The organism is Paenibacillus sp. Negev47 (genome assembly GCF_058313655.1).
Map to the genome: position 1 here is coordinate 1043998 of NZ_CM177754.1, position 21804 is coordinate 1065801.

The following is a 21804-nucleotide window of genomic DNA, read 5'->3' on the forward strand; positions in this document are numbered from 1 at the left end:
AATTCGATCCGATTTACACAAAAAACGTTTTGTCTGTAATCGCCGCAGCGCTTATAATTTTGAAGCAAATGTGCAACGATTCGCATGTCTTTCACCCAACAAGGGAACGAATAGAATATTCCAACTTCATTATATATGTCGTTTTAACCTGAATCATACATGTTTAACGTTTGGAAACAGCATTTCAAGTAAGGAAGGCTCCATGGGGTGTGGAGTTATTTTCATTTATGCAGAGGTGGATGATACTCAAGTGAGACTGAATGTTCAATGGATGCGACTATCGCCACCCCGTATTCTTGTGTTAGGGTTTGCCGGCATTATATTCGTAGGCACAATGCTGTTAATGCTTCCGACATCCAGTCGAAACGGTGACAGCCTTGCATTTATTGATGCGCTTTTTACCGCAACTTCGGCGGTCTGTGTCACGGGTTTGGTTGTGGTGGATACAGGGACTCACTTTTCGATGCTGGGTCAGGTAGTGATCGCAATTCTGATTCAGATTGGCGGACTGGGCTTCATGACGATGTCCACATTGGTTGCGATTGCGTTCAAACGGCGGATCTCGCTTAGGGAACGGTTGATTCTACAGGAAGCGATGAACCAGAGTACGATGGAGGGCATTGTCCGGCTGATCCGCAAAGTTGTGATCTACTCACTGATTCTCGAAGGGATATGTGGCACACTGTTTGCCATTCGCTGGTCGTTCGACATGCCAGTCGGACAGGCGATTTATTATGGATACTGGCATGCGATCTCCATGTTCAACAATGCAGGTTTTGATATGTTTGGTGATTTCCGCAGTCTGACCGGATATGTATATGACCCGCTGGTGAATTTTACAGCCATGTTCCTGATTGTCTCTGGGGGAATCGGGTTTGTAGTGTTGTCAGATCTTGTGGATTATCGCAAAACGCGAAAGTTGTCCCTGCACTCCAAAGTGGTGTTGCTGACAACCGGACTACTAATTATATTTGGTGCACTTGTTATTTTCGTATTCGAATTCAGCAATCCCCGGACGCTCGGTGGTCTGAACTGGGGCGGTAAAGTACTTGGATCATTCTTCCAGTCAGTTACACCGCGAACAGCAGGGGCCAATACGGTAGACATAGCCGGGCTCAGGCAGGCAACGCAGTTCTTCATCATCATTCTAATGTTCATCGGTGCTTCACCAGGTTCAACCGGAGGCGGGATCAAAACGACGACATTTATGATTATGGCTGGGGCAGTCATCGCCATGATGCGTGGACGGGAGGACATCGTATTTTTCCGCTACAGGCTCGTACAGGAACGGATATTCAAGGCGCTTACGATTACATTACTGGCGCTCTTGTTCATCATAGTCGTAACGATGGCACTAAGTACCACAGAAGACGCCAGTTTTATGATGATCTTATTTGAAACGACATCGGCCTTTGGCACCGTGGGGTTATCACTCGGACTAACGCTGAAGCTGACCACATTGGGTAAGCTCCTGATCTGTTTTACGATGTTTGCAGGAAGGCTTGGGCCGATCACATTAGCGTATGCACTTGGGCAGAAGAAGGGTAAAGAGTTATACAGGTATCCGGAAGGCAAAATGATTATTGGATAAGGGGTTCGTGAAGAACAATGAAAACACAGCAGTTTGCGGTGATTGGGCTTGGACGGTTTGGCTCTAGTCTGGCACAGGAATTAATGGAACTCGGCTACGAGGTGCTCGGGATCGATAAAAATGAAGAAGTCGTCGAAGACATGAGTGAGCTGGTTACCCATGCCGTTGTAGCCGATGCCACAGATGAGGAAGTGCTGCGCTCCCTGGGTATTCGAAATTTCGATTGTGGTATCGTAGCCATCGGGGATGATATACAGACAAGTATTCTCACTGCGATCCTGTTAAAAGAGTTGGGCGTCAAGACCGTTGTGGCCAAGGCCATATCCGTCCTTCACGGTCGAGCGCTGGATAAGCTGGGCATCGATCGTGTCGTCTATCCCGAGCGGGATATGGGTATTCGGGTTGCACATCAGCTGGTTACCCCGAATTTGCTGGACTACATTGAACTTTCCAATGATTACAGTATTGTCGAGATGAAGGTTCCTGGCTGTTTGCACAACAAAACGCTTTCGAGCCTGAATGCACGCGTCCGTTTTGGTTGCAGCATTGTAGCGTTACAGAAGGAAGCCGGGGTTATTATCGCTCCGACGGCACTGGATTCGCTTCAAATGGGGGATATTATGGTCATTATCGGTAATAATGCAGACATCGACCGGTTTGAGGAAGAGGTTATCAGCCAGGAAAGCTGATAAATAAAATGGAAGCCAGGCGAAGTAACCTGGCGGATTAAGATATAGACTAAGGCGTCGTGGTCCTCCGTGAGGGCAACGGCGCCTTTGCTGTAAAGAGCGCAGCCGTCTCCTTGACCCACTGTCTGGAGGTCTCGCTGAGGTCTTCTTTGTCCCCATAGATCATGCAGGTTGTTCTTCGGGTCTCCTGTAGTTGCGGCAAATAGACCGAAACCAGATCATTGTCCGCGAGCAATTGTGGACGGAGATACGACTTGGGCAATAGAGCAGCGGCTTTGGCAGAAGGCAAGAGTCGGATAATTGCTTCAAACGAATCAATCTCCATGCGAATGTCAGGCATCACGGCACAGCGTTGAAAGAGGTCGTCCGTTAATTTACGGTACCAGGTGCCTTTGGAGAACGTGATCATCGGCAGATCCTGCATATGCTCCATCCCGGCTTCCTTGCCGGATAAGGGGTGCGTAAGCGGTACAACTAGCTCCAGATGATCGTCAAATAGCGGTACGCAGTTCAGACCCACTTCGCTGATGGAGGAGGCGACAATGCCCACATCGGCTTTTTTATCACGCACAAAAGAGACAATCTCATGCGTTTTCCCCGTCAATAGTTTCAGTTCGGCATTTGGATGTTTCTCCATAAAGGCATTAACCAGAGGTGGTAAGGTGGTTTGAAGTGTCGTCAGGCTGGCGCCAAGTGTAATGGTGCTCTGTTCTTCGTCTTTATACTGGGCCAGCATGGTCAGGAATTTCTGTTGCTGCTGCTTCTGTTCCACAGCGAACGTATAGGCGAGCTGGCCCACACTGGTTAACTCGAGCCGTTTGCCCCGGCGGTGGAACAAGGCAACCCCGAGTTCATCCTCCAACTTGGCAATTTTGCGTGAGAGTGCGGGCTGGGACAAGTTCAGTAACTTGGATGCGCGGTTCAGGCTGGACTGCTCCACGACCGCCGCAAATGCGTTTAACTCCTCGAACATGAACAACAACCTCTTTTCTACGAGTGTGATTCTTGCCCTTGATTAATCGTTTTCCATGTTGTATGGCCTGTAAACCCAATGTTTCACTGCTTATACCTATAGGTTATAACATTTAATAATTATATTGCAATTCCCTTATAAGAAAAAAAGGAGTAACATGAATCGTGACACAAGTTGTTCACACCTGGCGAAAACGGAACAATTTGTCGAACCTTTTCATGGAAAAGGATTCGTGTCATGATAAGTGAAATCATTTATGAAAACGTTGTATTTAGCGAAAGGGGATCGACATTTTATGAAAGGGTTTTACTCCAGAAAGCTGCACTCCTTGCTTGGCGTCATTCCGCTCAGTCTGTTTTTTATCGAGCACTTGGTGACGAACTTCACGGCAGTTGAAGGCGGCAAAGAAGCTTTTTACGGTGCCGTTGCATTTCTGAACGGTTTGCCTCTTGTTATTGTGATCGAGGCGACACTCATTTGGCTGCCGTTGTTCTATCATGGCGTTTACGGTCTTTACATTGCCTATCAGGCCAAGCCTAACGTGGGCCGTTACGGCAATGAGCGCAACTGGCGCTACACGTTACAGAGGGTAAGCGGTATCATTACATTTGTATTCGTCATCTGGCACGTATGGGAGACGCGTGTGCAGATTGCGCTGGGTAATGTATCACATGAAGAGATTGGCGGCGTCATACATGATGCGGTGACGAATCCGATAACCTTTGCGATATATATGATCAGTGTGGTTGCGGCGTCATATCACTTTGCCAATGGTCTGTGGTCGTTCCTCGTTAGTTGGGGGATTACAGTTGGTCCGCGTGCGCAGCGTGTATCCTCTTACGTATGTATGAGCTTGTTCGCAATTGTTTCCATCATGTTTATTGCTTCACTATTTGCTTTCCGGAGCATTGATTTCCAGACAGCTACTTCGATGATTGACGCAGTAAAAACAGTTCTAATTTAAGCATTTAGCGTATAAATGCTGACTTATAAGGGAGTGAACAGCAATGGCATCAACGAATGTAATTATTGTGGGCGGCGGTCTCGCAGGCTTGATGGCGGCGATCAAATCGGCTGAAGCCGGAGTCCATGTTCATTTATTTTCACTGGTTCCTGTTAAACGATCCCACTCTGTATGCGCACAAGGCGGAATTAACGGAGCGGTAAACACCAAGGGTGAGGGTGACTCACCATGGGTACACTTTGACGATACGGTATACGGCGGTGACTTCCTCGCGAACCAACCTCCGGTTAAAGCGATGTGCGAAGCAGCACCTGGCATTATTCACCTGATGGACCGGATGGGCGTCATGTTCAACCGGACACCGGAAGGATTGCTTGATTTCCGTCGTTTCGGGGGCACAAAGCATCACCGTACGGCGTTTGCCGGAGCGACAACAGGGCAACAATTGCTCTATGCATTAGACGAACAGGTACGTCGCTGGGAAGCAGCGGGTCTGGTTACGAAATATGAGAACTGGGAATTCCTGCAGGCAGTTTTGGATGATGAAGGCGTATGTCGCGGGATCGTAGCTCAGGATCTGAAAACGATGAAAGTACAGACCTTCCCGGCAGAAGCGGTTATTCTGGCGAGTGGTGGTCCGGGTATCATCTTTGGTAAAACGACCAACTCGGTTATCAACACAGGTACAGCGGCAAGTGCCGTGTATCAGCAAGGTGTAAATTACGCCAACGGGGAGTTCATTCAGATTCACCCGACAGCCATTCCAGGGGATGACAAGCTGCGTCTCATGTCCGAATCCGCGCGTGGTGAAGGTGGACGGATCTGGACTTACAAAGACGGCAAGCCTTGGTACTTCCTTGAAGAAAAATATCCGTCTTACGGTAACCTGGTTCCGCGTGATATCGCGACACGTGAAATCTTCAGCGTCTGCGTGGACATGGGTCTGGGTGTGAACGGTGAGAACATGGTTTATCTCGACCTGTCGCACAAAGATCCGAAGGAACTGGATGTTAAACTCGGCGGAATCATTGAGATCTATGAGAAGTTCATGGGTGATGACCCGCGTAAAATCCCGATGAAAATCTTCCCGGCAGTCCATTATTCCATGGGCGGCATGTGGGTAGATTACAATCAAATGACCAACATTCCGGGGCTGTTTGCAGCTGGTGAATGTGAATATCAATACCATGGTGCGAACCGTCTGGGTGCAAACTCACTGGTATCCGCGATCTATGGTGGTATGGTGGCTGGACCGAAAGCGGCTGAATATATCAAAGGACTCAAAAAATCGTCCGCTGATATCCCATCTTCCGTATTCGAGAAACACACCAAACAACAAAGCGACAAATACGAAGGTATCTTGAAAATGCAGGGCACGGAAAATGCCTATGTTATTCATAAAGAGCTTGGCGAGTGGATGACAGCCAACATGACGGTTGTACGCTACAACGACAAGCTTGAAGCCACGATTGGTAAGATCAAGGAATTGAAAGAGCGTTATGGCAAAATCAACATGTATGACAGCTCAGGTTGGAACAACCCGGGCGCAGCGTTCACTCGCCAACTGTGGAACATGATTGAATTGGCAGAAGCGATGACTCTTGGAGCACTGCTGCGTAACGAAAGCCGCGGCGCGCATTACAAACCGGAATTCACAGAACGTAATGACGAAGAGTTCCTGAAAACGACCATCGCAAGCTGGTCGAAGGAAGGCCCGAAAATCTCGTACGAGCCAGTAGACGTATCCTTGATCCCACCACGTATCCGGGACTACTCCAAGGATTAAGTAAATCTCACAATATTCATGCTATGAATAGTTAAAAACCTGAACGAAGAAGGCAGGATAACTTTGGAGAAGCAGAGCTTCTTCAAAGTTACTGCCATCAAGTGATGGAAATGTCCAAAAGAAGCAAAGCGCTTCGCAATGCTTCAGCACTTCAATACTGCTATCCAGCAAGAATGGAGTGCAGTTTCCAGCAAAGTGACCTGCGTGCACGACGTAGCGAAGGAAGTGGAAATGACCTGAAGAAGCGAAGCTGAAAGCTTTCTGAAAGAAAGCTACTTCGAAAGCATACTCTTCGCCTTTATCACCGGATTTTAACCCTGTAAAGGGTTGATCAAAAAAATCCGGGGATAACAGCGGTCAGAAGGTCATTCCACTGACGAAGCGTTACCCGTGCACCCAAACAGTAACTTTGCGCATCAGCAACACCAATCATCGTCACCAAAGGAGGGGACAACGATATGGCGGAACAAGCTACAGCCAACAAAACCGTCAAGTTTATCATTACCCGTCAGGACAGCCCGGAGTCACCTTCGTATAACGAAGAATTTGAGCTTCCGTACCGTCCCAACATGAATGTAATCAGCGCCCTGATGGAGATACAGCGGAACCCGGTCAATACAGATGGCAAATCCATTGCTCCTGTGTGCTGGGATTCCAACTGTCTCGAAGAAGTCTGTGGAGCTTGCTCCATGGTCATCAATGGCAAGCCGCGTCAAGCGTGTGCAGCCCTGATCGACAAGCTCGAACAGCCCGTTCGCATCGAACCGATGAAGACATTCCCGGTGGTACGTGACCTGGTCATCGACCGTACCCGTATGTTCAGCGCCCTGAAACGCGTAAAAGCATGGATTCCGATCGATGGTACCTATGACCTCGGTCCAGGTCCACGGATGCCTGAGAAGAAGCGTCAGTGGGCATATGAGCTGTCCAAGTGCATGACATGTGGTGTATGTCTGGAGGCATGCCCGAATGTCAATGAGAAAACAGACTTTATCGGTCCAGCAGCACTGTCCCAAGTGCGTCTGTTCAACGCTCACCCAACAGGGGAGATGAACGCCGACGATCGTCTGGAAGCATTGATGGAAGATGGAGGCATTGAGGGCTGTGGTAACTCGCAGAACTGTGTGCAATCTTGTCCAAAAGGTATTCCACTGACAACCTCCATTGCCGAAATGAACAAACAAACGACCAAGCATATGTTTAAACGCTGGTTGGGCGTATAATCTCGTCATAGCATGTGCAGAAGTGTAATCTGCAACTTAGAAGAAGTCGTGATCCCGTGCAGCAACATGCCGGAGATCCCGGCTTCTTTTTACGAAGAAGCAGAGGAACCGGGCTGCCCATGCAGAATATGGTATACTAAGGGGATGGAAATAGAGCGTAGAAGGAGGGGGAGATATGGCAGAGACACCGCGTCAGGGCAGAAACAACTCGCCGTCCCAGCGCTCTCACAAGGCACCAGGTGCAGAAGAGTCTGTGTTTCCTGGAGAAGAAAAGGATCATGATCCCTCTCGCCGAAGTTTCTTATTGCGCATGGTTTTGATGACCGCGGGTGCCAGTTTGCTTACAGGAGGTTATGCCTGGCTTTGGGAGCCGCATCGTCTGGAAATCAAGCGAATGGAGCTGGAACTTCCGAAGTTTCCAAAGGCATTTGACGGATTGCGAGTAGTTCAGTTCAGTGATGCCCATCTTGGTTTTCATACCGGGGTGAAAGAGATGAAGAAGCTGGCAGCAACGATTGAGGAGCAGCAACCGGACTTGATTTGTTTTACCGGAGACATAGTCGAGAGGGAATCAGAGCCGATGCGTGAATGTATTCCGGTATTGGCCTCGATGCAAGCCAAGTATGGCAAATTTGCTGTTTTGGGGAATCATGATTATCGGGGCGGGCAGCAGAATGAAGTGGCAACCATGTTTCATGAAGCAGGATTCACCTTGTTAAGGAACGAACATGTGGTGATTGAACAAGGGGGTGAACGTCTGGCCATCGTTGGTCTGGATGACGCACTGACAGGCAGACCTGATCCCGCCCAAGCCATCAAGGAACTGGATCATGATGTGTGGAAATTACTGCTCATGCATGAACCGGATTATGCCGACATTGCCACTCCCTATGGTTTCGGATTGCAGCTTTCCGGTCATAGCCATGGCGGACAGGTGCGTTTCCCCTGGATCGGGGCAGTGACGACTCCGCGAGGTTCACACAAGTATGTACAGGGGTTGTATTACACGGATGTACAGGGGGTATATTACTCCACCCAGACACAGATGCCGGTGTATGTGAATCGTGGTTTTGGCATGACTCAACTGCCCATTCGTTTTCTGTGCAGACCAGAATTAACGGTGTTTGAGCTTAAAGGGTTAACCACATAAAAGGAATAGAAAATGAGTGAGAAACATAAAGGATTCAACATGAATGGAGGTTATCCAGATGGAACGAATTGCGGTTGTATCCGACATTCATGGCAACATGACTGCCTGGGAAGCAGTGCTAAAAGATATCCGAAGTCGTGGCGTGGAGCGAATCTTTTGTCTTGGTGACCTCGTGGGCAAGGGACCAGAACCGGTGCAGGTTGTCGATCGGGTGCAAGAGACGTGCGAACTTGTCATCCGCGGCAATTGGGATGAACTGGTCGCAGTTAACCATGACAATGAGAACTTCACCTGGCAAGCAGAACGGTTGGGTGAGAAACGATTGGCGTACTTGGGGAGTCTACCCTTCAGTCATCAGTTTCAGCTGAGTGGTCGCACCATCCGCCTTGTCCATGCTTCGCCTCAAAGTGTATACCATCGTGTACAGCCTTGGGACGCTATGGAAAAGAGGTTAGCGATGTTCGATCCCCCGGCTGATGAGCCAGAGCAAGGTATTGCGGATGTCGTGGGATATGGGGATGTGCATAACGCATACTTGCAGTACATGAATGGCAAGTTGCTGTTTAATGCAGGCAGTGTCGGTAATCCGCTCGATCTTCCGCAGGCTTCTTACTGTATCTTGGAAGGCGAAGACAGCAACGATAATAATACCCCGTTCAATGTTCAATTTGTGCGGGTGCCTTATGATATTGAGCGAGAAGTTCAGGTCGCACAGTCGGCGAATGTTCCTGCACTGGATTACTATATTCGTGAGATAAGTACCGGGATTTATCGCGGGTTGCAAGAATAGCCAGCACCTTTCCGCTCTAGCGATAGGAATCGAATGATGCAAATTGCGAATACTAAAGTTCGTGGATCAGTTCAAATGATATTATGCCGGATCATCTTCAGAGCATGCTTGTCTTACCGGACTAGAGCCCGTTTAGGCAAAAGGAGCGATTGTCATGCTTACCCGAAAAATGCTGGTTCAAGGCCTGCCGGCTTTGTGGACAGAGCGTCTTGTCCTGCGATCATTGCGTCAAAGTGATTACAGCACATTATCGGAACTCTTTTCCGATCCTCAGGTCATTCGATATGTGAATAGGGGAAGCCAGCCCACACCGATCAGGGCGAGACGGTTATTGAACCAGATACGGAGCAGCAGCGCCAAGCTGGATTCGTTACATTATGGGATCTGCTGGAGAGGTAAAGAACAGGTCATCGGGATTACGTCATTCCAGCACTGGAACGATCAGAATGGTACCGCACAGATTGGTTATATCCTGAACAGATCCTGTTGGGGCATGGGTGTGGCTACCGAGGCAGTAGAGCGGCTGCTGCAGTTTGGATTTGCCGAACTTCATCTATGGAGGGTGGAGGCACGTTGTTATGAGGCGAATGTATCTTCAGAACGGGTGTTAAGCAAAATAGGGATGTCCTACGAGCGGAGTCTTCCCTCATTCGGACTGCATGATGAGGATGATGAGGCATCTGAATCCTTAATGGATGTCAAAGTGTACAGTATGTACCGGGAACAATACGTCAGTCCGCTTCAGGAAAAAGACCTGGAAACCCTGGTATCTGACAAGCCGCAATAACATAGAGTAAGAGTAGTAAAACATAAATGAATCGAACTTCAATCATTTGTTACACAAATGAAATATAGCTGCAATTGAACTCTAACAGACAGGGGGTAAACTTATCTCATGACCCCCTTTTTGATAATAGATAATGCTGTTGGGACCCGCGCGAGCGGGTTCATTTTTTTTGTCCATATAAGTTAACTATGGAATTTTTACATATACACTCCGATGACAGAAGAACCTTCCGACCGCTGTTATCCCCAGATGTTTGATTCCCATTTTGAAATGGGAAAATCTGATAATAACGTATGCTTTCGATGCAGCTTTCTTTCAGAAAGCTTTTAGGCGACCGCTTCGCTTCTTCAAGTTATTTCTGTCCTCTTCGTTTTATAGTGTAGATGTTCAGTTGAACTTATATCATATTTTTAATTTAGAATTAAACCTAAAACCCCCACAGCGCGCTTGTCCACGCTGTGGGGGTTTCTCTATGGTCCATATATTTTATAGTGATACAACCTGCATCTGTTTTTGCTTGAAGTACACCCAGTCGGTGAATCCGATCTCCAGCAAACGTGTACGAACGTCATCCAGCTCGTCTGCAACCCGCTGGGGTTTATGAGCGTCCGATCCGAATGTCACCTTCACTCCGTAATGATGGGCCCGTTCAAGAATGGCATCTGAGGGATACCAGCCGCCGCTGATTTTGGTTTTGCCTGAAGTGTTAATTTCGATGGCTACGTTGGATGCTGCAATAACCTGCAACGTTTCATCAATGGCCTGATCAGCGATAATTTCCGAGAAGGGTGGATAGTTTCCTTTCATCGCATCAATATGCCCTAGGATCTGGAACATACCGCTGCGAGCCGATTGCCGGATCAATGAATAATAGCTCTCTTTCACTTCAACTTTGCGAGCATCGCTCAGTCCTTTCCACCGGGTTTTGTTGAAGATGCTCACATCCTCGGTATGATGAACTGAACCAATAATATAGTCAAACGGATACTGTCCCAGCGTGGTACGGTACAATTCTGCATGAGGAGGGAAGTAGTCGGATTCAATGCCGAGCAGCACATCAATTTTACCGGCGTACTCTTCTTTTAGAGCAAGGACTTCTTCCACATAATGTTGCAATTCCGACTTACCCATTGCGATCCGGGGAAACGCCTGCTCAAGCTCACTGCCAAAGTATGGCGTATGATCCGAGATGCCGATGGCTTGAAGTCCTGCCTCAATACCTGCCTCTATATAGTCGCGGATGTTGCCGTCAGCGTGACCACAACGAAAATGATGTGTATGAAGATCGAATTTCATATGGAATCCTTCCTTTCTCATGGCTCATTGTCATTCTGAACTGATGAATTGGGTTTCCGGCATGCCTTTGAGGTCACTTATGAATTGCTGCATTGCCGAGTTAAGGTATCTGCTGGACTTATAGATAACACCAACAGGATGGCTGACCTCCAACTCACTTAAAGGTATCATACGCAGAGTACCTTGTCGCAACTCATGCGCAACAGATTGTTTGGATATAACAGCTGCTCCAAGATCAATTTCGACCATTCGTTTAACTTCCTCGCTGCTTGATAACTCCATCACAATATTGGGTTCAATATTGTGTTTTTTGAAGATGGTTTCCGTAAAACGTCGTCCTACAGTATCAGGAGACAGCAGAATCAATGGGGTACTCCGAAGCACATCCACAGCAGCATGTTTTTTCTTCGCCAGCGGATGGGAAGGAGATACCACGAGTTCGAATGTGTCATAGTACAGCACAGATGTATTGAGGTTGGGATTGCGCTCCGTGAGATAACCGATACCGATATCAACCAGACCATTTTCGACCTGGGTATAGATCTGTGATGAAGGAAGGGATTGGATACTGGTTTTGATGAGCGGGAATTGATCCTGGAAATAGGATAACACCCTGGGCAGTATCTGAATAGCAATGGAAGTCGTTGTACCCAGCACAATATGTCCTTGAGGCGTTTCGTCAAGATCGGACAATTTCTGTTTCAATTCATCAACGATGTCGAGCATCCGTTCAGCATGCTCCAGAAATACCTGCCCACGGTCTGTCAGGGTAACGGGTTGATTGCGATCCACAAGAACGGTGCTGAATTCATCCTCCAGACTTTTGATCTGGGCCGAGACGGCAGGCTGGGTCAAGTTCAGAAGTTCCCCCGCTTTACGGAAGCTCATCGTTTTGGAAATGGTAATTAGTGTCTCCAGTTGGCTTATGTTCATAGGTGACCTCCTTGCAGGCAAAGTATCTTCGGTATGTAGTGTTTGATGCGATGAAATCCCGTAACTGGTTATTGTTCCGTTATCTTAAATTATAGGTGATTCAGGACAGCAGAGCAATGAAGGTAATTGTCGGCTATAAAAGTAGTTCAAGAGACTGTGAAAAAAACGCGAATGCAAGAATTTGATTTTTTTACAGTTGTGAGAAAACAGTAATAAAGTCCTAAATCCCTTTTGCCACGCACAATGATCAAAAAGCTTTCTTCAAAAGAAGAGAAAAGCTCTGTTTATTCGCTAGAATCAGCTATAAACATTTGCCCCACGGATGACGATAAATTATAGTACACATGGTTTAACGAATTCTTAATGAATTCTTGTACGTGATAAAGTATAATAAATTTATTGAATATGGGACTTTTGGTGTGTGACCAATAACCCAGTGTGAGGGGGACATAGACAGTGAAAGCGGAAGTGATTAATCCTTTCCTGGAATCGGCACGGAACGTATTCGAACAGCTCATCCAGGTTTCGCCTTCCACCGGGAGTCTTGGCGTGAAGAATGTAGAGTACATTGCAGACCATGTCTGGATCGTGATCGGAATGACCGGACAACTTAGCGGAAATATTGTATTTGGAATCAATGAACAAGTTGCACTGAAAATTGTATCTGCGATGATGGGCGGATTCGTCATTACTGAAATGGATGAAATGAGCAAAAGTGCTATTTCGGAACTCGGTAATATGATCAGTGGTAATGCCAGCACCATCCTGTCGAACCAGGGTGTTGTGGTCGATATTACACCTCCACAAGTGATGAAGTCCGAACATCTGACTACATTTAGTGCAACGAAAGCACTGAGCATTCCTTTGCTGATGGAAGGCATTGGTGAGATGGATATTCAGGTCATGATCTCGTAGAATAGAACCATACGCCTCAATAGGCAATATGTGTTTAATACGGGAGGACGTCGGGTATGCTGAAAGATCAGGTAGTGTTTATCACAGGTGCATCGAGTGGTATCGGTGCGCTTTGTGCCCAGATACTGATAGAAGAAGGAGCCATCCCGATTCTGGCTGCCCGTTCACGGGACAAGCTGGAAGAGATTGGTGCCTCGCTGAAAGGGCGGCATGAATTGCTTACGCTGGATGTTACGAATAGTGAGCAAGTTCAGGCAGCTGTGGATGCAATATTGCATAAATACGGACGAATCGACATTTTGCTGAACAACGCAGGTTACGGGAAGTTCGCAGCGATGACGGATATGTCTGTGCAGGAATTCGATGAGATGATGGACGTCAATTACATGGGCATTGTCCGCTGTACCAAAGCCGTACTGCCGCAGATGCTGGAACGGGGCAGAGGACAGATCGTGAACGTGGCCTCCATGGCTGGCAAAATTGGTACGGCCAAATCCGCTTCCTATACGGCTACCAAACATGCCGTACTCGGATTCAGTAATGCCCTCCGTCAGGAGCTGCGTAAGACCGGAGTTACGGTGACAACGATTAATCCAGGTCCGATTGATACGCCATTTTTCCATAGGGCTGATCCATCCGGCAATTATGTGAACAATGTACGCTGGATGATGTTGAAACCTGAAGACGTTGCCGGTCATATGATTCGGGCGATGAAGAAACGCAAGGAAGAAGTGAACCTGCCAAGACTTGCTTCTGCTGGCGTGTGGCTGTACCAACTGTTTCCACGTCTTGCAGATCGATTGTCGCACGGTGTAATGAATCAGAAGTAAAAATGCAATAATGGGCATCATATACGGAAAGAAAGGCTCCGCCGAGGGGCTTTTCTTTTTTTTGACGTGTATACATATGATTCTGGAATAAGATTTGGTACACGGGCTTTTTTCGCATATAATGAAAGGTAATGTGATGACAGGCTTCGGTTATACCGTACAAGCAGGGCTAGCATCAAAATGAATAAATTAAAAGGATGGACATACATGACGAATCAAACATTTGCTTCAATTGGCGTGGAACAGGATCTGGAGGCACTTTTGGCTAAACATGGCATTAACGAACCTTCACCTGTACAGGCTCAGACGATACCGGTGATTCTGGAAGGCCGGGATGTCGTATCCAAATCCCAGACGGGAACAGGGAAAACGCTGGCGTATCTGCTGCCACTGTTACAATCCATCAAAATGGATATCAAAGGTACGCAGAAGCTAATCATTGCACCTACGCAAGAGTTGGCGATGCAAATTGTACGTGAAGCGCAGCGTTATGCGGAAGAACGTAAAATTGGCGTATTGGGGCTGATTGGTGGTGCGGCGGCTAAACGTCAGATCGAGAAGTTGCGTGAGCATCCGCAATTGGTTGTGGGTACACCAGGACGACTGAAAGAATTGATTACACTCAAAAAACTGAAAATGCACAACGTTTCCACCATTGTCATTGATGAAGCGGATCAGGTATTCCAGCTTGGCGGCGTAAGTGATGTGAACTTTGTACTCAAGAGCGCATTGCGGGACCGTCAGCTGATTTTCCTCTCAGCAACCATTGATGAGCATACGGCTGAACTCGCGAAGCGTGAGATGAAGGAGCCTGTTCAGATCGGGATTGAACCGGACCGCGCTACGGCTGCGGGACTGGAGCATTTTTATTTTGTAGAAGAGAACCGCAACAAAATTGACATGCTGCGTCGTCTGGTTAGACAGTACAACCCGGATCGGGCAATCGTATTTGTGAATGCAACTGAGGATATTGGTGAAGTGGAAGCAAAAATGAATCATCTGGGCTTATCCGCTGCTGCATTGTACGGGGATGCTGACAAAGTGACCCGTAGCAACGTGTTGTCTGCCTTCCGTAATGGTAAACTTCAGTTGCTGATCGCCAGCGAAGTTGCTGCCAGAGGATTGGATATCGAAGGCTTGCCAATGGTTATTAACTATGACCCTGCTTTTGACTCGGAGCACTATGTTCACCGTGCAGGCCGTACAGGCCGGATGGGACGCTCGGGTATCGTTTTGTCCATTGTGGATGAAACACAGATCTTTATTATGCGTAAATTCGCACGCGAACTCGGAATTGAACTGCCAGAACGTGTACTCTTTGGCGGTAAAGTACTGGAGGCTGACCCGCGTCCGGATACGCGGCCTGAGGGACATTCGTTCTCCAGAAAACCAGGACAGTCCAGAGATCGCAAACCAGGTCAGGGCAATCGTAATGGGGGAACCAGAGCTACAATCTCCAATTCGCGTCCAGCAGGTAGCAAACCAACTGGCAATACAGGCCGTACGGAGCGCGACCAGGATCGTAAAAACAAAGGAGCACCCAAGTGGAGTAAAGACAAAACGCCACGCTCCGAAGAATAGAATCTGACGAAAGGGGTGCAGGGATAGATGGAAAACGTTCAATCGCCTGTTCTGCAAATCAGCGGGTTAAGCGGAGGCTATAGTGCCAAACGGCCGGTCCTTCACGGTATCGATCTGGAAGTCGGACGTGGTGAGATGGTCGGACTGATCGGATTAAACGGTGCTGGCAAAAGTACTACCATGAAACACATCCTCGGCTTGATGACTCCTCAACAGGGTGAAGTGCGAGTGATGGGCAAGAAGCGGGACGAGGATGCGCAGATCTACCAATCGGCGATGGCATTTGTACCGGAATCACCCGAACTGTATGACGAGATGACGGTGATGGAGCATCTGGAGTTTACGGCAAGAGCGTATAATGTGTCGGAGGCTGATTTCAAACAACGGACGGAGAAATTGCTGGCATTGTTCCGCATGAATGAGAAAAGTACAAGTCTGTCGACGCACCTGTCCAAGGGGATGAGACAGAAGGTCATGATCATGTGTGCTTTTGTGGCCGGACCGCCACTGTACATCATCGATGAGCCTTTTTTGGGGCTGGATCCATTGGGTATTCGCTCCTTGCTTGATTTTATGCTGGAGATGAAAGCTTCGGGATCATCCATCCTGCTGAGTTCACATATTCTGTCCACGATTGAAAACTACTGTGACCGTTTTATCGTTCTGCACCGTGGGCAGGTTATTGCTCAAGGGACGCTGAATGAATTGCGCTCTCAATTCGGGGAATCGGATGCCACGCTGGAGCACATGTTCTATTCCCTCGTACAAGGCAGGGATTGAGCATGGATCTCAAGCTGCTATGGAAGCAAAGACGCACAGGATTCTGGAACGGAATTCTTCCTTATCTGGGTTATGTGATCCAGAGCGGTGTAGCTATGGTCTTTTTATTTCTCGTCATTGCGTTCTCCGCCTGGTATACATCGTTTGTCCAGAACATTCCGGCGGGATTCCCGATTCGCTGGATTGCATTGTTGCTGCTGGCACCACTGGTGCTGTTTAGCAGTTATCGTACATATCTGCTTTCGGCAGATATCGTGTTCCTGCGACCACAGGAATACCGGATGCAGGAATATTTGAAGAACAGCTTTGCTCGGGGTGTCATCTATAAAAGTCTGGGCTTGCTGCTGGTGTTTGTTACACTGTGGCCCCTCTATGTCAGAGCAGATCTGGATGCACGGCCATTTGGCTTGTTCATCGTATTCCTGCTGTTGTGGAAAGGGTTGTCCAGTTATGGAGCATGGCAAGAGCTAAGAATGGTTCAGGTCGGGGCTTCAAGAGGGTATCGTCTCTTGCGATGGGCTCTGGCAGTGCTAGCTGTTGGCGCATGGCTATGGCAGCCACCGCAGCGCAGCGTATGGTTCCTGCTGTTGCTGGCTGTCGTCTATATCGTCGCCTTGCGTATACCGGTGAAACATCGGGTAGCGTGGGAACGGCTGATTCAGGTGGAGCAGGGTCAGGCTGGCAGGGTCATGCGGACGTTAGGCTGGTTCGTGGATGTACCATCATCCGGACAGAAGGTAAGTTCGCGTCGCTGGCTTAGCAAGTTGGGGAGCGGTCTTCCCTGGAATGCGGGGAAAGCTTACCGTTATCTCATTACCAAAACGTTTATTCGAACCGAAGTGTTCTCAATCGTGTTACGCCTAGTTGTACTGGGCATGTTACTATCCTGGTGGACGGCAGGCAGCTACTTCGGTGTAGGTGTGTATCTGTTCTTCCTGTTGCTTGCAGGGGTACAGCTGGGTGCGCTGCGTCGCAGTCATAGTGAATCGTTCTGGATTATGATTTATCCGATCTCGGGAGAAAGCCGTCGTTCACAGGTGCTGGGATTCATATTCCATCTGCATGCACTGGCTGCATTGCTCATGTGGCTGCCTATGCTGGCTGCAGGAGTGAGTGGACTAAGCATCACCGGAGTGGCACTTATTCTGGGGATACTGGTGATTGTAATCATGCGGCGTTCGCAAGGGAACAAGTGGTTGAAGGAAGAAGAGGACGAGTAAATCATCGTACCCTCGTACGTCTCGTCAGCCAAGATGGTGGTTCGAGGTGGACGGTGACTTCCAATCAAACTAACAAAGAAGGGTATTCCGGGCTGTGTCCCGGAATACCCTTCTTAATTTTGCAATCAGATCACGTGTTTCTCGCAGATGTTTCTGTATTGGGTACTAACAGAGGAACGATTTAGTGATAATCACGAGCAAGATGAACAGAACGAGAATGGCACCTGTGTTTGTAAATCCTCCGTAACCGCCGCATCCATAACCGCCTCTTGTATCTTCAACTCCAGACATGGTCATTCCCCTTTCAAGTGGTTGTTTGGCACGCCCTTGCGTACATCGTATATTATGTGCGCGGGGGTTAGGCTGATTGGGCCGATGCCTGGTAAAGCCAGAAATTGAAGCTTTTGGGCAGCTAAAACACGAAAGAACCCTCGGTATACCCGAAGACATGTCATGTCCCCGGTATACAAAGGGTTCTTATATGATTCAGGTTTCAGACATGATCCTGTTCCCCTGATCTATTTAGAATTGTACCTTCGCTACTGCTGGTTATCTAGGTCGCTTGCAGATCCTGAACTCCACGATAAATGGTTTCATACAGATCTTCAAGCCCGGACTCTTCAATACAGGAGAAGGCGATTCGCAGATCCGATTCACCCAGCGCGATCGTACCCACACCGTATTTGTGCAGCAAATGGCTTCGAAGTTCTTCAGCGCCAACTTCTTTTAGCTTCAGACACATGAAGTAACCGGAATTGAACGGATAATAATCCCATGCATCTCCATACTTGCCGCTATTGAGAATGGCCTTCACCTTGTTGGCACGACCTTTCATAATCTCGAATTTCTCCTGTTTTTGCCCTTCAAACTCCGGTGCTTTCAGCGCATCCAATACAAATGTCTGGGAAGGATGCGGGCCACTGGAGATGGTCGCCCGGATAATGCCGAGTGTCTTCTGTTCCAATGCGTGCAGAACGGCTGCATCTTCATGGGCATACGTAATGAATCCAACACGGAAGCCCCACACGAATTCTTCCTTGGTAGCACCATCCACTTTTACAGTCAATACACGTGGATGAATGTTGGCAAGTTTGCCAAACAGGGATTCATGAATCGAATCTTCGAAGAACAGTCCGAAGTAAGCATCATCTGTTACGGCAACCACGTTCACGCCGGCTTCAGCTGCCTGAAGAATGGTGTTCACAATCGCGTCTGCTTCTTCGAGTCCTGGCGTATAACCTGTAGGGTTATTCGGGAAGTTGAGCAGCACGATCGCTTTACCTTTGTCCTTCTGATTAAGGAGGGCCTGAAGCAAGCCTTCACTATTGAAGTTCAATTGATCATCGAACAAGGGATAATGAACCAACTGGCCATGACGACGAATTCCGAAGGTCAGCTCATAATTTTCCCAGTTTTTATCCGGATATATGACAGCGTCCCCTTCATCAGCGAACAGGTCGGCTACGATACTTAGTCCATGGGTTAATGCATTGGTTACAATCGGGTTACCGAACGTTTTATCTTCAAGCGAAGGCGTTTCCTTCAGCATCTTGTCTCTCCATACGGTCCGCAGTTCAGGCTTGCCTGCAGGCGGAGCGTAAGGGTACAGGTCTTTCGGCTGGAATGCAGAGAGCTTCTCCTGAATAACCGGAAGATGCATCGGCACACCGCCCTCCAGAGCGATACCAATCGTTGCATTATAGGTTTTGGCCAAGCTTGCTGCTTCAGCAGATTGACTCAAGATACCTTCTTTAGGAAAATAAATTTCTTTGCCGAGCTGTGACAGCATGGAGTAGACGTGACTGCTGCCTGCCTGAATACTTTCGTTCAACTGTTCAGCCAGTGGATTCATTCTTTTCATCCTTCCAAGTCTTTGGGATTCAACTGCCTAACATTATAACACCTTGACATCCCCCCGTCACGGAAATTACGTAACATGACAGTTATATCGCTTTACCGCGTTGTTGCAGAGGGATTTGAGGTGGGAATTAGCTGAATTTATCCCTGGATGAATCCTCTGAAGATGAGAACTATTGCTGATGAAATGGACAATATTTCTGCATCATTGCTGCGGTTTCGACATCTCGCCCCTCATTGCGCTGTTCCAGTTCACCACGGACATGATCCAAGCGATCGATAGACCAATTTTGTCCAAATTTAAACTTGGCGCTGATTCGTTCTGGCACGATTCTCACAACGGCTACAGCTTTAAGGTTCCCTGTGTAGCGTGAGTCAGTAGCATCAATGGGCACATATCCGCCTTGCGGCTGGAGTTTCTCCATAAATCGTTGCAGCACCTTGCCTTTGATATCCAGTTCCTTAACCGGTTCTGCCTGACCGAAAGCCATGACACTTTTGAAGAACGAAGTCGCGGGACAAGCAAGCTCGGGATCATTGAAGTAGGATGGAATCAGGGAGAACTCTTCCGCCACCGTGAAACTGACCGACGAATCCTGTTTGATCTGTCTCATCTTCTCGCCAGCCAGACTGCCGTGGAAATAAAAGCAACCGTCCATATAAACGAAATTCAGTGGTGTAACACGTGGTTGTCCATCCGGACTGACCGTTCCCAGAAACCCGAAGGAGCACTGATCCAGAAACTCGGTAATCTCCTGTTCTTCATCTACTGTGAATTCTTTCCTTCTCATGTGTATTCCCCCATCATTGAAATGTATAATAGAACGCCATATCTTATGGATAACAATAGTTCATACATTGACAATGAAATAGATCCAATTTACATTCACTTTAGTAGGCCAATTGCTTAGGAATCACGAATGAAGAAGGATGGAGAGAGGTGCACGATGGAATTGTGGCTGCCGATGGATACCTATGAACTTCAGCATCGATACAAGTATGAGGCATTGTACCATGCGTTACGTGATGCCATTCATGCAGGCACATTGGTGGGAGGTACGAGACTTCCTTCCACCCGTGAACTGGCAAGGCAATATGAGATGTCACGTGGTTCGGTAGCTCAGGTATATGACATGCTGCTTGCGGATGGTTATGTCCATGCACATCGGGGAAGAGGTACATTTGTAACGGAAACATTATCCACACAGGAAAATGAACAACAAGAAGCCGTTCTCAGGCTGTCTCCTTGGGGCGAACGAGTACAAATGTTGAATACGCAACATGAAGTCCTGCGGACTCAGATGTCTTCACCGAAGCCGTCCGTCATTAATTTTCAAATGCAGCGCATGCCTGCAGAACATTTCCCGCAAGGGGAGTGGAAGAGTGCACTCGCTGCGGTTCATCGCAGTGGTTGGCGAGAACCTAGTGGTGTAGCCGGTGATCCGGAACTGCGTGAGGCTATCGCCTCCCATCTCAGATGGACACGTGGCATCCAGGCTGAATCATCTCAGATTGTATTGTTCAGCGGTTCAATGCAAGGCATCACCCTGTTATCTCAACTGCTGATTACGGAGAATACAGCAGTTGTATTGGAGAACCCGGGGTATCCGGGCATTGCCCAAGCCGTCAAATCCTGTGGTGGGCATATCATCCCGGCAGATGTGGATGCCGCAGGCATTATTCCTCAGCCTTGGGAGGCACAGACGTTATTTGTCACCCCTACCCGTCAGTTTCCAACAGGGGCCGTACTGGGGTTGGACAGAAGACGTACCTTGCTTGCCTGGGCCTCGAAGCGGAATGCGGTCATTATTGAAGATGATTATGACAGTGAATTCCGATGGGGTGGAAGACCCATTGAACCCCTCAAAGTGCTTGATCGTGAACAGCGTGTCATCTACGTCGGTTCATTCTCACAAACGATGGTTGCTTCGTTCCGACTGGGCTACGCTGTTCTGCCGCCTGGTCTGGTGGAACCTCTGCTAACGGCCAAGGCTCTGTATGAACCGGTGCCTCCGGCACTGCTGGAGCAACGCGCATTGGCAAAGTTTATGACCAGAGGAGGTTACCTGCGGCACTTACGGAGGTTAACCCGTTTATACGGGGAACGGCATGATTTTTTTGTCCGAGAGATGCAGCTACAGTTGCCGGAGGCATTCACGATGCAGCTTGGTGATGCTGGATTGCATATCTATGCTACCTGGAATGGCGACATGGACAGTTATCAGCGGTTCAAAATACTGGCTCAGGAGGATGGCATATTGTTCCGGGATGCAGAGCGATACCGGTTGACTCGAGGTCATCCTGCGGTCTGTTTTGCTTTTGCACATCTGGAGAAAGAAGAGATGGCGGAGGGAATTCGGCGAATGCGGTTAGCCTGGGAGAAGTGCACATTTTCGTTTCGGTGAATTCCGCTGTATAATGGGATAAGTCGTTTCGCTC

At 48.3% G+C, this 21804-nt stretch carries 20 protein-coding genes; 14 read left to right on the forward strand and 6 right to left on the reverse strand.

Translation table 11 applies throughout. The annotated features are described in order from the left end of the window. The first annotated feature begins 271 nt into the window (after positions 1-271). Both AC4G47_RS04815 and AC4G47_RS04820 read left to right on the forward strand, forming a co-directional pair. Positions 272-1591, forward strand: coding sequence for a TrkH family potassium uptake protein (locus AC4G47_RS04815; protein ID WP_491106647.1), 1320 nt, complete (start codon positions 272-274; stop codon positions 1589-1591). Positions 1592-1608: 17 nt separating this feature from the next. After that, on the forward strand, positions 1609-2280 hold the full coding sequence (locus AC4G47_RS04820) for a potassium channel family protein (protein ID WP_458123964.1): 672 nt from the start codon (positions 1609-1611) through the stop codon (positions 2278-2280). 49 nt (positions 2281-2329) lie between these two features. Here the strand turns inward: AC4G47_RS04820 and AC4G47_RS04825 are convergent, their stop codons facing one another. Continuing rightward, entirely contained in the window at positions 2330-3253 is a 924-nt protein-coding gene (locus AC4G47_RS04825; protein WP_491105000.1) for a LysR family transcriptional regulator, read from the reverse strand. Positions 3254-3548: 295 nt separating this feature from the next. Here AC4G47_RS04825 and AC4G47_RS04830 point away from each other — a divergent pair, with 295 nt between their 5' ends. The 6 genes from AC4G47_RS04830 to AC4G47_RS04855 all read left to right on the forward strand — a co-directional run bounded on the left by AC4G47_RS04830 (position 3549) and on the right by AC4G47_RS04855 (position 9953). Further along, entirely contained in the window at positions 3549-4217 is a 669-nt protein-coding gene (locus AC4G47_RS04830; protein WP_062837920.1) for a succinate dehydrogenase cytochrome b558 subunit, read from the forward strand. Between the two features lie 43 nt (positions 4218-4260). Further along, entirely contained in the window at positions 4261-6003 is a 1743-nt protein-coding gene (gene sdhA, locus AC4G47_RS04835; RefSeq protein ID WP_215075709.1) for a succinate dehydrogenase flavoprotein subunit, read from the forward strand. Positions 6004-6461: 458 nt separating this feature from the next. Further along, positions 6462-7226: a succinate dehydrogenase iron-sulfur subunit gene (sdhB, locus tag AC4G47_RS04840; protein WP_491105003.1), complete on the forward strand. Its 765-nt coding sequence runs from the start codon at positions 6462-6464 to the stop codon at positions 7224-7226. 175 nt (positions 7227-7401) lie between these two features. Further along, positions 7402-8376, forward strand: coding sequence for a metallophosphoesterase (locus tag AC4G47_RS04845; RefSeq protein WP_491105005.1), 975 nt, complete (start codon positions 7402-7404; stop codon positions 8374-8376). Between the two features lie 58 nt (positions 8377-8434). Beyond that, positions 8435-9166, forward strand: coding sequence for a metallophosphoesterase family protein (locus tag AC4G47_RS04850; RefSeq protein ID WP_491105007.1), 732 nt, complete (start codon positions 8435-8437; stop codon positions 9164-9166). A 154-nt stretch (positions 9167-9320) separates the two neighbouring features. After that, entirely contained in the window at positions 9321-9953 is a 633-nt protein-coding gene (locus tag AC4G47_RS04855) for a GNAT family N-acetyltransferase (protein ID WP_491105009.1), read from the forward strand. 486 nt (positions 9954-10439) lie between these two features. Here the strand turns inward: AC4G47_RS04855 and AC4G47_RS04860 are convergent, their stop codons facing one another. Both AC4G47_RS04860 and AC4G47_RS04865 read right to left on the reverse strand, forming a co-directional pair. Then, positions 10440-11249: a histidinol-phosphatase gene (locus tag AC4G47_RS04860; RefSeq protein WP_458123959.1), complete on the reverse strand. Its 810-nt coding sequence runs from the start codon at positions 11247-11249 to the stop codon at positions 10440-10442. 30 nt (positions 11250-11279) lie between these two features. Beyond that, complete coding sequence (locus tag AC4G47_RS04865) at positions 11280-12182, reverse strand: LysR family transcriptional regulator (protein WP_145325149.1); 903 nt, start codon at positions 12180-12182, stop codon at positions 11280-11282. A gap of 456 nt (positions 12183-12638) precedes the next feature. On the opposite strand from AC4G47_RS04865, the gene AC4G47_RS04870 reads away from it, so the two are divergent. The 5 genes from AC4G47_RS04870 to AC4G47_RS04890 all read left to right on the forward strand — a co-directional run bounded on the left by AC4G47_RS04870 (position 12639) and on the right by AC4G47_RS04890 (position 17508). Continuing rightward, a complete protein-coding gene (locus AC4G47_RS04870; protein ID WP_458123958.1) occupies positions 12639-13097 on the forward strand; it encodes a chemotaxis protein CheX in 459 nt (152 codons plus the stop codon). A gap of 56 nt (positions 13098-13153) precedes the next feature. After that, positions 13154-13927 (forward strand): SDR family NAD(P)-dependent oxidoreductase, encoded by a 774-nt coding sequence (locus tag AC4G47_RS04875; protein ID WP_458123957.1) that lies wholly within the window; start codon positions 13154-13156, stop codon positions 13925-13927. Positions 13928-14134: 207 nt separating this feature from the next. Continuing rightward, the gene (locus AC4G47_RS04880) at positions 14135-15508 is read left to right on the forward strand and encodes a DEAD/DEAH box helicase (protein ID WP_491105013.1); all 1374 of its coding nucleotides are present in this window, start codon (positions 14135-14137) and stop codon (positions 15506-15508) included. A gap of 27 nt (positions 15509-15535) precedes the next feature. Beyond that, positions 15536-16288: an ABC transporter ATP-binding protein gene (locus tag AC4G47_RS04885; protein ID WP_062837910.1), complete on the forward strand. Its 753-nt coding sequence runs from the start codon at positions 15536-15538 to the stop codon at positions 16286-16288. Between the two features lie 2 nt (positions 16289-16290). Beyond that, positions 16291-17508: an ABC transporter permease gene (locus AC4G47_RS04890; RefSeq protein WP_491105015.1), complete on the forward strand. Its 1218-nt coding sequence runs from the start codon at positions 16291-16293 to the stop codon at positions 17506-17508. Between the two features lie 165 nt (positions 17509-17673). On the opposite strand, the gene AC4G47_RS04895 is transcribed toward AC4G47_RS04890, so the two are convergent. The 3 genes from AC4G47_RS04895 to AC4G47_RS04905 all read right to left on the reverse strand — a co-directional run bounded on the left by AC4G47_RS04895 (position 17674) and on the right by AC4G47_RS04905 (position 20156). Then, positions 17674-17799: a YjcZ family sporulation protein gene (locus AC4G47_RS04895; RefSeq protein ID WP_206759599.1), complete on the reverse strand. Its 126-nt coding sequence runs from the start codon at positions 17797-17799 to the stop codon at positions 17674-17676. 262 nt (positions 17800-18061) lie between these two features. Next, positions 18062-19360 carry an aminotransferase class I/II-fold pyridoxal phosphate-dependent enzyme gene (locus AC4G47_RS04900; protein ID WP_491105018.1) on the reverse strand — a complete coding sequence of 433 codons (1299 nt, stop codon included), beginning with the start codon at positions 19358-19360 and terminating at the stop codon, positions 18062-18064. 178 nt (positions 19361-19538) lie between these two features. Further along, on the reverse strand, positions 19539-20156 hold the full coding sequence (locus AC4G47_RS04905; protein ID WP_491105020.1) for a pyridoxamine 5'-phosphate oxidase family protein: 618 nt from the start codon (positions 20154-20156) through the stop codon (positions 19539-19541). 156 nt (positions 20157-20312) lie between these two features. Between AC4G47_RS04905 and pdxR the strand changes: the two genes are divergently transcribed. Beyond that, positions 20313-21770, forward strand: a complete 1458-nt coding sequence (gene pdxR, locus AC4G47_RS04910; RefSeq protein ID WP_491105022.1) for a MocR-like pyridoxine biosynthesis transcription factor PdxR — start codon at positions 20313-20315, stop codon at positions 21768-21770. The last annotated feature ends 34 nt before the right edge of the window (positions 21771-21804 follow it).